Source organism: Pseudomonas sp. 102515 (genome assembly GCF_031085165.1).
Lineage (GTDB): Bacteria > Pseudomonadota > Gammaproteobacteria > Pseudomonadales > Pseudomonadaceae > Chryseomonas.
This window is the reverse complement of the sequence record NZ_JAVHTY010000002.1, coordinates 370,874-384,083: the sequence shown is the minus strand read 5'-3', so window position 1 is coordinate 384,083 and position 13,210 is coordinate 370,874. Positions and strand designations below refer to the sequence as shown.

Genomic DNA, 13,210 nt, shown 5'->3' with positions numbered 1-13,210 from the left:
GGCGCGGCTACCAGCCCATGATTTCCTTGACGAAGGGAATGGTGAGTTTGCGTCGCGCCTGCAGCGAGGCCTGATCCAGGCGTTCGAGCATGTCGAACAGGGCGTCCATGCTGCGGGTATTGCGCGAGAGGATGAAGCGGCCGACCTCGTCGGTCAGGTGCAGGCCACGACGAGAGGCGCGCAGCTGCAGCGCGCGCAGCTTGTCTTCGTCGGACAGCGGGCGCAACTGGAAGACCAGCGCCAGGGTCAGCCGCGACTTGAGATCGGCCAGTTGCACCGGCAATTGCCGCGGCGAGGCGGTACTGGAGATCAGCAGTCGCTTGCCGGCATCGCGCAGGCGATTGAACAGGTGGAAGAGCGCCTCTTCCCAGCGGCGCTGCCCGGCCAAGGCATCGAGATCGTCGAGGCAGACCAGTTCGCACTGCTCGAGGTTGTCGAACAGCTCGACGCCGTAGTCGGCCAGTTCGCCCATGGGCAGGTAGATGGCGCGCTCGCCCAGTTCCTCCAGGCGGTGACAGGCGGCCTGCATCAGATGGCTGCGGCCGGCGCCAGCGCCGCCCCAGAGATAGATCAGGCTTTCCGTCCAGCCGGCATCGGCGTCGCAGAGACGCTCGACATAGCCGAGCGCCGCGGCATTGGCGCCAGGGTAGTAGTTGACGAAGGTGGCGTCGTCACGCAGACGAATGCCCAGGGGCAGCTGTAAAGGCATCATGCCGGCTCGAACGGCTCTTGGCAGTTTCGCGAGGGCGCCAAGTCTAACCAAATCCCGGGCCCCTCGCAGCAGCCGCTTCAGTCTTGGATGTCGGCACTCATGGCCAGCGGAAGTACAGGGTGGTCCGCGCTGGCTGAGCGGAGGGCGCCGGCTGGGCCGCGGGCGGGGTGGGTGCGGCCGTGGCGTCGGCGGGTGCAGCCGGGGTCGCCGGTGCCGGAGCGGCTGGTGCAGCAGCGGGCTGCAGACCGGCAAGACCGAGTTGTGCCTGCAACTGGTCGGGATTGGCGGTGAGGTCGTAGGTCAGCTGGGTCCCCTCGACCTTGACCAGCCGGCTCGACAGCGGCTCCAGCACCTTCTGCAGCTGGGCATAGCGCTCGAAGTTGGAATTGTCGGCCACCAGGGTCAGCGGCTGGGTCGTGCCCGGGCGAGAAACGAATTTCTTCGACAGGCGCGCGGCGACGTCTTGCAGCACCGCGGCAGCCAGGGCGTCCTGATCGGCGGCCTGGCTGCTGCCCTGCTCCGCAGCGCCGTTGTTCCACAGGCGCCACTGGGCCTGCCAGCCGCTGCCCTGGGGCTTGGCATGCACGGCCAGCAGGGCATTGGCGCCATAGCGCTCGGAGGCCTGGCGCAGGGCGGTCGGGTCGTTGGCGTCGATGTTGGCGGCGGTGCCGGCCAGTTGTTCGTTGAGGTCGGCCAGCGGCAGGCGGATCGGCAGACCGGCGCGCTGGGCGCCGCGCTGGACCCCGGTGCTGGCGGGCTGGCCGTCACCGACCAGGGTCGCCCCACTGTCGGCGTCGTTGAGCCACCAGATCATCACCACCGGGCGATTGGCGCCCCACACCGAGAGCCCCGCCTGACCCAGGGCTCGCTCGGTGGCGGCCGGGTCGAAGTTGACCACCAGCACCTCCGGCGGACCGGCGTCGTAGCCGTACTGGCTGATCAGGGATTCAGGCGCCGCCAGGGCGCTGGCGAGCGCGGGGGTCTGGCCGGCCTGGGGATTGCCGGTCAGGCGCCCGGCCAGTACCTGCAGGGCGCGCTTGAGGGCAGCATTGCGCTCGTCCGGCTGTTGCGAGGTCACCGGCTCGCGGACCTGGTAGAGGTTGTCCACCACCTCGGCGCGGGCGAGCGGACTCAGGACCAGCAGCGAAGCGAGCAGCGGAAGGACGAGACGGCGCATGGCGATTCCATAGAAAGGGCAAGGGGCATACCTTAAAAGCCGCCTGACCCGCGAGCAAGGGCACCGGGTCGCGGGCTACGCAGAAGGTAGCGGCAGAGACTGCCCGCTTGGCGAACGGACAGGCGATCTGGCTCAGACCACGACAGGCTGGCCGGGTGCCATCGCCGCCCGGACCGGAGGCCGCGGCGGGCCGCGTGCTTTGGCACGGCTTCTGGTAAAATCGCCCGCCTCATTGCCGGCTGGCGCCAGCCGGCTCGTTTCGCCATTAGCCAAAGGCCAGGATTCATGAGCAAACAACCCCAGCTGAGCTACAAGGACGCCGGTGTGGACATCGACGCCGGTGAGGCTCTGGTAGAACGCATCAAGGGCGTCGCCAAGCGCACCGCCCGCCCGGAAGTCATGGGCGGCCTGGGGGGCTTCGGTGCCCTGTGCGAGATCCCGGCAGGCTATCGCCAGCCAGTGTTGGTCTCCGGTACCGACGGCGTCGGCACCAAGCTGCGCCTGGCCATGAACCTGGCCAAGCACGACAGCATCGGCATCGACCTGGTGGCCATGTGCGTCAACGACCTGGTGGTCTGCGGCGCCGAGCCGCTGTTCTTCCTCGACTACTACGCCACCGGCAAGCTCAATGTCGACGTCGCCGCCCAGGTGGTGACCGGCATCGGCACCGGTTGCGAACAGGCTGGCTGCTCCCTGGTGGGTGGCGAGACCGCCGAGATGCCCGGCATGTATGAAGGCGAAGACTACGACCTGGCCGGCTTCTGCGTCGGCGTGGTGGAAAAGTCCGAGATCATCGACGGTTCCAAGGTTGCCACCGGCGACGCCCTGATCGCCCTGCCCTCCTCCGGCCCGCACTCCAATGGCTATTCGCTGATCCGCAAGATCATCGAGGTGGCCGGTGCCGACATCGAGAACATCCAGCTCGACGGCCAGCCGCTGACCGAATTGCTGATGGCGCCCACCCGCATCTATGTGAAGCCGCTGCTCAAGCTGATCAAGGACACCGGCGCGGTCAAGGCCATGGCCCACATCACCGGCGGCGGTCTGCTGGACAACATCCCGCGCGTGCTGCCCGAGGGTGCCCAGGCGGTGCTCGACGTGGCCAGCTGGCAGCGTCCGGCGGTGTTCGACTGGCTGCAGCAGCAGGGCAACGTCGACGAGACCGAGATGCACCGCGTGCTGAACTGCGGCGTGGGCATGGTCATCTGCGTGGCCCAGGACCAGGTCGAAGGCGCCCTGCAGCTGCTGCGTGCCGAGGGTGAGCAACCCTGGGTCATCGGTCGTATCGAACAGGCCGCCGAGGGCGCCGACCAGGTCGTGCTGAACAATCTGAAACAGCACGGATGAGCCCTGCCGACTGCGCCGTGGTGGTGCTCGTCTCCGGCCACGGCAGCAACCTGCAAGCCTTGATCGACGCCGCGACGCCGCCCGTGCGAATCGTGGCGGTGATCGCCAACCGTGCCGAGGCCTATGGCCTGGCGCGGGCCCGCCAGGCGGGGATCGCCACCCAGGTGATCGACCACCGCGAGCATGACGATCGCGACAGCTTCGATGCGGCCCTGGCGGCCGCCATCGATGCCCAGGGCGCCGATCTGGTGGTGCTGGCCGGCTTCATGCGCATCCTCACGCCAGCCTTCGTGCGGCGCTACCAGGGTCGCCTGCTCAATATCCATCCCTCGCTGCTGCCGCTGTACAAGGGGCTGTACACCCACCAGCGCGCCCTCGATGCCGGCGATGCCTGGCACGGTTGCAGCGTGCACTTCGTCACCGAAGAGCTGGATGGCGGCCCGGTCGTCCTGCAGTCACGGGTGCCGGTGCAGCCTGAAGATACGGCGGAGAGCCTCGCGACACGGGTACACGCCGCCGAGCACCTCCTTTATCCTGTGGCCGTGCGGTTGTTCGCCGAAGGTCGTCTGCGGCTGGGTACCCTGGGTGCCGAGCTCGACGGCGAGGCACTGCCGCCTACCGGGGCCGAGTTGCCGTCGCTGACGGCCGTGGCTTCCCCTTCCTGATCCAAGGAGAAACTGATGCGACGTCTGTTGTTACTATTGGCCACCCTCTGCAGCGCCTCGGCCTTCGCCTTCGACCTGCAGCCGTTCACGGCCAGCTACACCGCCGACTGGAAGCAGATGCCGGTCAGCGGCTCCGCCGAGCGCTCGCTGCAGAAGGAAGCCGATGGTCGCTGGGAGCTGAAGTTCGAAGCCTCCATGCTAGTCGCCGGCCTCAATGAGTCCAGCACCTTCCGCCGCGAAGGCGAAGCCTTCCTGCCGGACACCTACCAGTACAAGCGCAGCGGGCTGGGCAAGAGCCGCGAGAGCGAACTGACCTTCGACTGGGCCGGCAAGAAGGTCACCGGCAAGGACAAGGACGATCCGGTCAGCCTGCCCCTGGATCGCGGTCTGCTGGACAAGTCGACCTACCAGCTCAAGCTGCAGCAGGACGTGGCCGACGGCAAGAAGAGCATGAGCTACCAGATCGTCGACGGCGACGGCATCGACACCTATGACTTCCGCGTCATCGGCCCGGAGCGTATCCGCACCCCGCTGGGTCTGTTCGATGCCATCAAGGTCGAGCGCGTGCGCGATCCCACCAAGAGCAGCCGCAAGACCGAACTCTGGTTCGCCAAGGACTGGGACTATCTGCTGGTACGTCTCTACCAGCAGGAGAGCGACGGCAAGGAATACCAGACCAGCCTCAAGGAAGGCTCGGTCAACGGGCGCACGGTGAAGGGCGCCAACTGATCAGGCGCTGGCAAGGACGCCCTCTTCGGAGGGCGTTTTCCTTTATGCACCCAGGCAGGTGTGATAGCTGCCTCTCGTGACAGGCGAGTAAGTATTCAGCAGCACGCCTCTGACAGGGTGCATCTGCCCCTATCGCGGCTTCGGAAGGACAACCGCAGGCGCGACAGATTGTCGCAGAAGTTGTAACGACTTGTTGCCGAGATACGCCTTGGTCCTGAAGCGAAACGCTCTAGTATGGGTTTTCAAGCCCTGCCGTAGCGCGGGCTCGACCAAGGAGATTCAGCATGACCATTACCGTAACCGAACGTGACGAAGACCATATGTCCCGCGAAGCCCGTGGCCTGGGCATGCATCTGTGGGACGTGAAACAGGAAGGGGAATTGGTCGGCGTCTACCAGAGCGAAGCCGATGCCCTGGAGTATAAGGAGCAGATCGAACACGAAGGCGCGTCGCACGCCGAGTGAGTCGAAAGATCTTTTTACCGACTGCCTGAAAAAGGCCCGCCTCTTGGAGGCGGGCCTTTTTCGTTTCAGGGATTAGCGAATGTTGTGCTTCGCTGCGCTCAGCGCCAACCTACGGAGTGATCATGCCTCGTAGGTTGGCTTGAGACGGCTCCATCGTCGAAGCCCAACACCGTTGGGTCAGTGCAGCAGCTCGTCGGCGAAGACCTTGTCCAGGGTGATGGGCAGATCCCGGACCCGCTTGCCGGTGGCGTGGAAGATGGCGTTGGCGATGGCTGCCGCCACCCCGACGATACCGATCTCGCCGATGCCCTTGGCGCCCAGCGGATTGACGATCTCATCGTGCTCCTCGACGAAGATCACCTCCAGTTGCTGGATGTCGGCCTGCACCGGGAAGTGATATTCGGCGAGGCTGTGGTTCATCCAGCGACCTTCGGTGGTGTCCATCATTCCCTCTTCCTGCAGGCCCATGCCGATGCCCCAGACGATGCCGCCGGCCACCTGGTTCTCGCCGGTCTTGAGGTTGAGGATGCGGCCTGCAGCCACCGCCGTGACCACGCGACTGACCTGGACGCTGCCGAAGTCCTCATCGACCTTGACCTCGACGAACACCGCCGAGTGGGTACCGGTGGCGTAGTTGTCGCGTTCTTCCGCCGGTTCGGCGCTGGCCAGGGTTTCCATGGACGGCGAACCCGTGGCCTTGAGGATGGCGGTGAAGTCGACACGCTGGGCCGGATCGGTCTTGAGACTGATGCCGCCGTCGGCGAACACCACCTGATCCAGCTCGGCCTTGGCCAGCGGCGAGTCGTCCATTTCCTTGGCCGCATCCAGCAGTTGCTGACGCAGCTGGTCGCAGGCCAGTTTCACGGCGGTGCCCACCGAGGAAACGGTAAAGGAACCGCCCTCAAGGGGTGCCTTGGGCAGGGTGGAATCACCGAGCTTGAAGGTCACCTTGTCCAGCGGCAGGCCGAGGTTCTCGGCGGCGATCTGGGTCATCACCGTATAGGTGCCGGTGCCGATGTCGGCCGTGGCACTGGCCACCACCAGGCTGCCGTCGATGTTCATCACCGCCTTGGCGGTGGCAGGTTGTTGCATGGCTTCCCAGACCCCGGTGGCCATGCCCCAGCCCACCAGCTGGTTGCCATCGCGCATGGAGCGCGGCGCCATGCTGCGCTGTTCCCAGCCGAAACGCTCGGCCGCCTGGCGATAGCACTCCAGCAGTTCCTTGCTGGAATAGGGTTTGCCCTTGGCCGGATCCGTGTCGGTGAAATTGCGGATGCGCAATTCCAGCGGATCGATGTCAGCGGCATAGGCCAGTTCGTCCATGGCGCTTTCCAGCGCATAGACGCCCAGCACCGCGCCGGGGGCACGCATGTCCAGCGGGGTGTAGACGTCCAGCGCGGCCAGTTGATAGGCCAGCTTGACGTTGGGGCAGGCATAGAGCGACGCCGACCAGACCAGCACCATCTCGGTGAAGTCTTCGAACCGCGAGGTGATGCCCAGGGCGCTGTGGTCGATGGCCTGCAGCTTGCCGTCGCTGTCGCAGGCCAGCTTGATCTGCTGGTAGGTCTCGGGGCGATAGCCGAAGGTGAACATCTGCTGGCGGGTCAGGGTCACCCGCACCGAGCGCTTGAGCTGCAGCGCGGCCATGGTCGCCAGCACCAGCTGGTACTGGGGACGCAGGCCGGAACCGAAGGCCCCGCCGACGAAGGGCGAGATGACCTTCACGTCACCCTCGCCCAGGCCGAAGATGCTGCTGACGAACTGGGCGCTGTTCTGCACGCCCTGGGTCTTGTCGTGCACCGTCAGCTTGCCGTCCTTGTGGTAGATGACGGTGGAGGCATGCATCTCCATGGGATTGTGGAATTCCGCGGCGGAGTGGTACTCGGCTTCGATGCGGGTGGGCGCCGCGGCCCAGGCCGCCGGGGCATCGCCGCGATTCTCCGGCAATTCCATGGGTGCTTCGTGGGCCTGGTCGCGGGCCTGAGCCAGGTCGGTGGCGTGGTCTTCCTCGCCGTATTGGGCACGGATCAGCGCAGCGGCATGGCGCGCGGCCTCGAAAGTCTCGGCCACGACCAGGGCGATGGGCTGACCACTGTAGAGAATGCGATCGTTGTACAGCGGCCGGAAGGGTTTGCCATCGGCCGCGTCCATGTCGGTGTAGCTCTCGTCGTAGCTGGCCATCTTGGGCCGATTGAGATGGCTGAGCACCTCGAGCACGCCCGGCTGGGCCAGGGCTTCGCTGACGTCCAAACCGAGCAGGCGACCCTTGGTGATGGTGGCGTTGACCACGAAACCGAAGGCCAGATCCGGCACGCTGAATTCGCCCGCATAGAGCGCCTGGCCGGTGACCTTGAGCGGACCGTCGACGCGGGGAACGGCTTTTTGCAGATGGACGACGGTCATTGCAGGGTACCTCCGGCGGCTTCGGTGAGGGCACGCACGATGGCGCGCCGGGCCAGTTCGATCTTGAAGCTGTTATGGGCGAAGCCCTGGGCGCCTTGCAGCAGGCTATCGGCCAGTTGACCGAAGGCCGCCTTGTCCGCCACCTGGCCGACCAGGGCCTGCTCGGCCTCCGGCAGGCGCCAGGGCTTGTGGGCCACGCCGCCCAGGGCGACACGAACCTGCTTGATGCGCTCGCCCTTCAATTCCAGCGCTGCCGCGACGGAGACCAGGGCGAAGGCATAGGAGGCGCGGTCACGGATCTTCAGGTAGGCGCTATGCGCGGCCAGGCTCTCGGCCGGCAGGGTCACGGCGGTGATGAGTTCGTCGGCGGCAAGGTTGGTATCGCGCTCGGGGGTGTCGCCGGGCAGCCGATGGAAGTCGGCGAAGTCGATGACCCGCTCGCCGTCCGGACCGCTCACCTCGACCCGGGCTTCCAGCGCAGCCAGGGCCACGCACATGTCCGAGGGGTGGGTGGCGATGCACTGCTCGCTGTGGCCGAGGATGGCATGGATGCGATTCTGCCCTTCACGGGCGCCGCAGCCGGAGCCGGGTTCGCGCTTGTTGCAGGGGGTGCCCACGTCATAGAAGTAGTAGCAGCGGGTGCGCTGCAGCAGGTTGCCGCCGGTGGAGGCCATGTTGCGCAATTGCGGGGAGGCGCCGGCGAGGATGGCCTTGGCCAGCAGCGGATAGCGACGCTGCACCTCGGGGTGATAGGCCACCTCGGCATTCTTGACCAGGGCGCCGATGCGTAGGCCGCCCTCGGTGGTGGTCTCGACCTCGCGCAGGGGCAGGCCGTTGACGTCGATCAGTTGCTCGGGGCGCTCGACGTTTTCCTTCATCAGGTCCAGCAGGTTGGTGCCGCCGGCGATGAAATGGGTCTGGGGGCCATGCTGGCGGATGGCATCGGGCACCGCGTTGGGCTTGGCATAACCGAAGCGGTTCATTCGCGGCCCTCCCCTTGCTGGCACTCCGGACGCGCCCGCTCGATGGCGGCGCGGATGTTGCGGTAGGCACCGCAACGGCAGAGGTTGCCGCTCATCTGCTCGGCCACCTCGGCCTCGCTGTGGGCATGGCCCTCCTTGAGCATGCCGATGGCCGAACAGATCTGCCCCGGAGTGCAATAGCCGCACTGGAAGGCATCTTCGGCGACGAAGGCCGCCTGCATGGGGTGCAACTGGTCGCCCTGGGCCAGACCCTCGACGGTGGTGACCTCGGCGCCATCCTGCATGACCGCCAGGGCCAGGCAGCTGTTGATGCGGGTGCCATTGACCAGCACGGTGCAGGCGCCGCACTGGCCGTGATCGCAACCCTTCTTGGTGCCGGTCAGGTCGAGGTGGTCGCGCAGCAGGTCCAGCAAGGTGGTCCAGGGTTCGACCGCCAGTTGCAACTGCTTGCCGTTGAGGGTCAGGGCGATGGTATGGGACTCGGGTTCGGCCAGCGGCTGGAGCTGGCGCGCGGGGGTGGCGTTCATGGCGGACCTCACGGTTAAAGCCGCGGGGTGCAGATTGCCCCCGTGGTCGGAATAGGCGGTGGCAGCGAAAGGCCACCTCAGGTAAGGGACAGACGCCGACCGGAAGCGGTTCAGCACCCCTGCCCAGCGGTATTCAACGTGACGTTGAAAGTCGCTCAGCGAAGCGCTGAGAGCGCCGATCCAGAGCCGTTCTCCAGGGGCAGGACACATTCGGTATGGCGCCTGCTCGGGCCGGCAGCCCAATGGGCTGAACCCCACTGGCACCGGGGTAGTCATCAGAACTCCCGTGATGTGCCCCTAACGATGAGAATCCGACCATGGCTTCCGACTCAGATGCACGCTGGCGCCTGTCGCGACGGCAGTTCCTCGGCACCTCCGCGGTGCTGGTGGCGACCCACGCCATTCCCGGCTACACCTTCGCCCAGGCCAGCGGTGGCGCGCCCCTGACGCCCCAGGCCATCGCCGCGCGTCTGCCGCAGCTGCTGCCGCTGACCCTGCAGATCAATGGCGAGGCGCGCAGGCTCAAGGTCGACAGCCGCACCACCCTGCTCGATGCCCTGCGCGAGAACCTGCACCTCACGGGCACCAAGAAGGGCTGCGACCATGGCCAGTGCGGCGCCTGCACGGTGCTGGTGAACGGCCAGCGCATCAACAGCTGCTTGAGCCTGGCGGCCATGCACGAAGGCGACACCATCACCACCATCGAAGGCCTGGGCAACGCCGAGCGCCTGCACCCCATGCAGGCGGCCTTCCTGGCCAAGGACGGTTTCCAGTGCGGTTATTGCACCCCGGGGCAGATCTGCTCGGCGGTGGCTCTGCTGGAAGAGATCAAGGCCGGTATGCCCAGCCACGTCTCGGCGCACCTCGACGGGCCGATGCGGCTGAGCGAGGAAGAGATCCGCGAGCGCATGAGTGGCAATCTCTGCCGCTGCAGCGCCTATCCCAACATCGTCGCGGCCATCCAGATGGCGGGGGGCCAGGCATGAGAGTCTTCGATTATCAGCGCGTGCAGAGCGAAGCCGATGCCAACCGCCAGGGCGCCCGGGCCGGCAGTCGCTTCATCGCCGGCGGCACCAATCTGCTGGATCTGATGAAGCTGGAGATCGAAACGCCCAGCCAGGTGCTGGACATCAATCGGCTGGCGCTTGATCAGATCAGCGCTACCAGAGACGGCGGTCTGCGCATCGGTACCCTGGTGCGCAATTCCACCCTGGCCGCCGACGCCCGGGTTCGCGAGCGCTATCCGGTGCTCGCGCGCGCCCTGCTGGCCGGCGCTTCGGCGCAGCTGCGCAACAAGGCCACCACGGGGGGCAACCTCCTGCAGCGGACCCGCTGTTCCTACTTCTACAACACCGCCATGCCCTGCAACAAACGTAAGCCCGGTAGTGGCTGCGCGGCCCTGGGCGGCTTCAACCGGATGAACGCGGTGCTCGGCGCCAGCGACCAGTGCATCGCCGTGCACCCCTCCGACATGGCGGTGGCCATGCGGGTGCTGGACGCCACGGTGGAGACCCGGGAAGCCACTGGCCGCACCCGGCGCATTCCTATCGCCGACTTCCATCGCCTGCCCGGCGACACCCCGCAGATCGAGACGGTGCTGCAACCCGGCGAACTCATCACCGCCGTGACCCTGCCGCCGCCGCCGCCTGGCATCCAGGTCTATCGCAAGGTGCGTGACCGCGCCTCCTATGCCTTCGCTCTGGTGTCCATGGCCGCCATCGTCGAGCTGGACGGCACGCGCATCCGCAGCGGGCGCGCAGCCTTCGGCGGCCTGGCGCACAAGCCCTGGCGGGTGGCGGCGGCCGACCGGGCCTTTGCCGGCCAGAACGTGGACAGTGATCTGGTGGCCGTGGGCGATGCCCTGCTCGCCGGAGCCCGTGGCTATGGCCACAACGATTTCAAGCTCGAGCTGACCCGCCGCATCCTGCGCGCCGGGGTGGCCGACGCCCGCCAACAGGCCTGAGGACAGCAGCATGGAAATGAATGAACCCGCTGGCCGCAACCTGATCGATGAGAATCGCGGCGGCCTGATCGGCAAGCCCATCGACCGCGTCGACGGCCTGCTCAAGGTCACCGGCCAGGCGCCCTACAGCTTCGAATTCCGCAACGATCGCGTCGCCTACGGCTTCATCGTCGGCGCCACCATCGCCAAGGGCCGCATCCGGCGCCTGGACACCTCGGCCGCGGAAAGCGCGCCGGGCGTGCTCGGCGTGCTGACCTATCGCAACGCCCCGCGCCAGGCCGCGCGCGAGCCGGACAACAGCGGCCGCTTCACCCGGCCCAAGCCCTACCTGGACAGCGACCAGGTGCGCTATTTCGGCGAGCCGGTGGCCTTCGTCGTGGCCGAGACTTTCGAGGAGGCGCGGCTGGCGGCGGCCCTGGTGGAGATCGACTACGCCGCCGAACCGGGCGTCTTCGACCTCACCGCCAACCTCGGCCAGGCGGTCAAACCGCCGGATGCCGATCAGCCCACCGACACCGCCTCGGGCGATGTCGACGCCGCCTTTGCCCGGGCGCCGATCAAGCTCGACGAGCGCTACACCACGCCCTACCACATCCATGCGCAGATGGAGCCCCACGCCAGCCTCGCCCAGTGGGACGGCGACCGGGTGACGATCTATTGCTCCACCCAGTTCGTCGAACAGGCGCAGAGTTGCGTGGCCAATACCCTGCAGCTGCCCAAGGACAAGGTGCGCATCGTGGCGCGCTATATCGGTGGCGGTTTCGGTGGCAAGTTGCCGATCTATGCCGACGCCCTGATCGGCGCCATGGCGGCCCGCGCCATCGGCCGGCCGGTCAAGGTCACCCTCACCCGCCAGCAGATGTTCCAGATCACCGACCATCGCTCGGCCACGGTGCAGCGCATCCGCCTGGGCGCCGACCGTGATGGCCGTATCCAGGCGATGGCCCACGAGGGCTGGTCCCATTCCGCTCGTGGCCTGACCTACTACGAGCCCACCGGCCTGTCCTCGCGCACCCTCTATGCCGGCGACGACCGCCTGGTGGCACACCGCATGGTCGAGCTGGACCTGCCCGAGTCCGGCTCCTGCCGGGCGCCCGGCGAAGCCGTGGGCATGCTCGCCAGCGAAAGCGCCATGGACGAGTTGGCGGTCATGCTCGATCTCGATCCCATCGAGTTGCGGATCCGCAACGAGCCCAGCCAGGATCCGGAAAAGCACATCCCTTTCTCCTCCCGCAAGCTGGTGGACTGCATGCAGGACGGTGCCCGCCGCTTCGGCTGGAACAAGCGCAGTGCCAAGCCCGGCCAGGTACGCGACGGCGACTGGCTGATCGGCATGGGCATGGCCGCGGCCAGTCGCGCCAACATGCTCAGGCCGTCCCAGGCCGGGGTACGGCTGGAGGCAGACGGCACGGCCACGGTCAAGACCTCCATGACCGACATCGGCACCGGGACCTATACCATCCTGGCGCAGATCGCCGGCGAGGCCCTCGGCTTGCCGGTGGAGCGGGTCAAGGTGCTGCTGGGTGACAGCGACGACCCGGCCGGGGCCGGCTCCGGCGGCTCCTTTGGCGCCGCCAGTTCCGGTTCCTCGGTCTATGTCGCTTGCGAGAACCTGCGCCTGAGGGCGGCACAAGCGGCGGGTCTGGATCCGGCCAGTGCCCGCTTCGTCGGCGGGCGGCTGATCGCCGACAACGGCAGTCGCGACCTCGCCGAGCTGGCCCGGGAACACGATCTCCAGGCCATCGGCGAGATCAAGCCGGGGCAGACCCTCAAGGACTATTCCCAGCAGGGCTATGGCGCCTTTTTCGCCGAGGTGGGGGTGCATGCCCTCACCGGCGAGATCCGCCTGCGGCGTATGCTCGGGGTGTTCGCCGCGGGCCGCATCCTCAACGAGAAGACCGCCCACTCGCAGATGCTCGGCGGGATGATCTGGGGGGTGGGCAGCGCCCTGCACGAGGCCGGGGTGATCGATACCCGCCACGGCCACTTCGTCAACCATGACCTGGCCGACTACCACTACCCCTGCCACCTGGACATCCCCGCCATCGAAGCCCATTTCCTGCCGGAAGTGGACGACAAGGCCAATCCGCTGAAGATCAAGGGCGTCGGCGAACTGGGCATCTGTGGCGCCGGGGCCGCCCTCACCAACGCCGTCTACAACGCCTGCGGGGTGCGCATCCGTGACTATCCGCTGACGGTGGACAAGGTGCTCGGAGGGTTACGTACGGCCTAACGCCACG

General features: G+C 66.9%; 12 protein-coding genes. 7 read left to right on the top strand and 5 right to left on the bottom strand.

Annotation, left to right across the window (positions count from 1 at the left end; all coding sequences use genetic code 11):
• Positions 1 to 7: 7 nt before the first annotated feature.
• The gene (hda, locus tag RCF34_RS08755; RefSeq protein ID WP_017638945.1) at positions 8 to 712 is read right to left on the bottom strand and encodes a DnaA regulatory inactivator Hda; all 705 of its coding nucleotides are present in this window, start codon (positions 710 to 712) and stop codon (positions 8 to 10) included.
• 97 nt (positions 713 to 809) lie between these two features.
• A complete protein-coding gene (locus RCF34_RS08750; protein ID WP_308707823.1) occupies positions 810 to 1,889 on the bottom strand; it encodes a DUF2066 domain-containing protein in 1,080 nt (359 codons plus the stop codon).
• Between the two features lie 285 nt (positions 1,890 to 2,174).
• Between RCF34_RS08750 and purM the strand changes: the two genes are divergently transcribed.
• The 4 genes from purM to RCF34_RS08730 all read left to right on the top strand — a co-directional run bounded on the left by purM (position 2,175) and on the right by RCF34_RS08730 (position 5,094).
• Entirely contained in the window at positions 2,175 to 3,236 is a 1,062-nt protein-coding gene (gene purM, locus RCF34_RS08745; RefSeq protein ID WP_308707822.1) for a phosphoribosylformylglycinamidine cyclo-ligase, read from the top strand.
• The gene (gene purN / locus RCF34_RS08740; protein ID WP_308707821.1) at positions 3,233 to 3,901 is read left to right on the top strand and encodes a phosphoribosylglycinamide formyltransferase; all 669 of its coding nucleotides are present in this window, start codon (positions 3,233 to 3,235) and stop codon (positions 3,899 to 3,901) included. Before purM ends, purN begins: the two co-directional genes overlap by 4 nt.
• Positions 3,902 to 3,916: 15 nt before the next feature.
• A complete protein-coding gene (locus tag RCF34_RS08735; RefSeq protein WP_308707820.1) occupies positions 3,917 to 4,630 on the top strand; it encodes a DUF3108 domain-containing protein in 714 nt (237 codons plus the stop codon).
• A 284-nt stretch (positions 4,631 to 4,914) separates the two neighbouring features.
• A complete protein-coding gene (locus RCF34_RS08730) occupies positions 4,915 to 5,094 on the top strand; it encodes a hypothetical protein (protein ID WP_133859723.1) in 180 nt (59 codons plus the stop codon).
• A gap of 177 nt (positions 5,095 to 5,271) precedes the next feature.
• Here the strand turns inward: RCF34_RS08730 and RCF34_RS08725 are convergent, their stop codons facing one another.
• Genes RCF34_RS08725 through RCF34_RS08715 form a run of 3 tightly spaced genes read right to left on the bottom strand, consistent with a single transcriptional unit; the run spans position 5,272 to position 9,007 of the window.
• Positions 5,272 to 7,497, bottom strand: a complete 2,226-nt coding sequence (locus RCF34_RS08725; protein WP_308707819.1) for a xanthine dehydrogenase family protein molybdopterin-binding subunit — start codon at positions 7,495 to 7,497, stop codon at positions 5,272 to 5,274.
• A complete protein-coding gene (locus RCF34_RS08720) occupies positions 7,494 to 8,480 on the bottom strand; it encodes a xanthine dehydrogenase family protein subunit M (RefSeq protein WP_308707818.1) in 987 nt (328 codons plus the stop codon). The genes RCF34_RS08725 and RCF34_RS08720 overlap by 4 nt, the downstream gene beginning before the upstream one ends.
• Complete coding sequence (locus RCF34_RS08715) at positions 8,477 to 9,007, bottom strand: 2Fe-2S iron-sulfur cluster-binding protein (protein ID WP_308707817.1); 531 nt, start codon at positions 9,005 to 9,007, stop codon at positions 8,477 to 8,479. Before RCF34_RS08715 ends, RCF34_RS08720 begins: the two co-directional genes overlap by 4 nt.
• A 317-nt stretch (positions 9,008 to 9,324) precedes the next feature.
• Between RCF34_RS08715 and paoA the strand changes: the two genes are divergently transcribed.
• From paoA to RCF34_RS08700, 3 genes are read left to right on the top strand one after another with little or no spacing between them, the layout of a single operon-like run.
• Positions 9,325 to 9,993 carry an aldehyde dehydrogenase iron-sulfur subunit PaoA gene (gene paoA, locus RCF34_RS08710; protein ID WP_308707816.1) on the top strand — a complete coding sequence of 223 codons (669 nt, stop codon included), beginning with the start codon at positions 9,325 to 9,327 and terminating at the stop codon, positions 9,991 to 9,993.
• Positions 9,990 to 10,970: a xanthine dehydrogenase family protein subunit M gene (locus RCF34_RS08705; protein WP_308707815.1), complete on the top strand. Its 981-nt coding sequence runs from the start codon at positions 9,990 to 9,992 to the stop codon at positions 10,968 to 10,970. Before paoA ends, RCF34_RS08705 begins: the two co-directional genes overlap by 4 nt.
• A gap of 10 nt (positions 10,971 to 10,980) precedes the next feature.
• Complete coding sequence (locus RCF34_RS08700) at positions 10,981 to 13,203, top strand: xanthine dehydrogenase family protein molybdopterin-binding subunit (protein WP_308707814.1); 2,223 nt, start codon at positions 10,981 to 10,983, stop codon at positions 13,201 to 13,203.
• Positions 13,204 to 13,210 lie beyond the last annotated feature (7 nt).